The sequence below is a fragment of the Achromobacter sp. SIMBA_011 genome (genome assembly GCF_046535435.1).
GTDB lineage: Bacteria > Pseudomonadota > Gammaproteobacteria > Burkholderiales > Burkholderiaceae_B > Achromobacter > Achromobacter dolens.
Genome location: NZ_JAWRWN010000276.1, coordinates 1 through 290, shown reverse-complemented (window position 1 = coordinate 290; position 290 = coordinate 1). Strand labels below are relative to the sequence as shown.

Annotated in this window: 1 protein-coding gene; it reads right to left on the bottom strand. The window is 65.2% G+C overall.

Annotation, left to right across the window (positions count from 1 at the left end):
- Nucleotides 1–290: ABC transporter substrate-binding protein (locus tag SB816_RS30925; protein ID WP_410548109.1), on the bottom strand; the 290-nt coding region annotated here is incomplete at both ends.

The following is a 290-nucleotide window of genomic DNA, read 5'->3' as shown; positions in this document are numbered from 1 at the left end:
GCTCAGCCTGATCCGACGTCTGGCGGCCCTTCTGGACCAGGTCGTCGAACGGCTTGTAGCACCACTTGCCGAAGTTGTTGCCGTTCACGGCTTCGCAGCCGAGCAGCGTGCCGAGCCAGTTGTCCGGGTCGCCGTTGTCGCCGGTCCAGCCGATCAGCATCGTGTCCTGCTCGCCGGCGTGCGCGCGCTTGATGTACTCGCCCCATTCGTAGGTGACGATCTTCGCCTTCACGCCGATCTTCGCCCAGTCGGCCTGGATCATCTCGGCCATCAGCCGCGCGTTCGGGTTG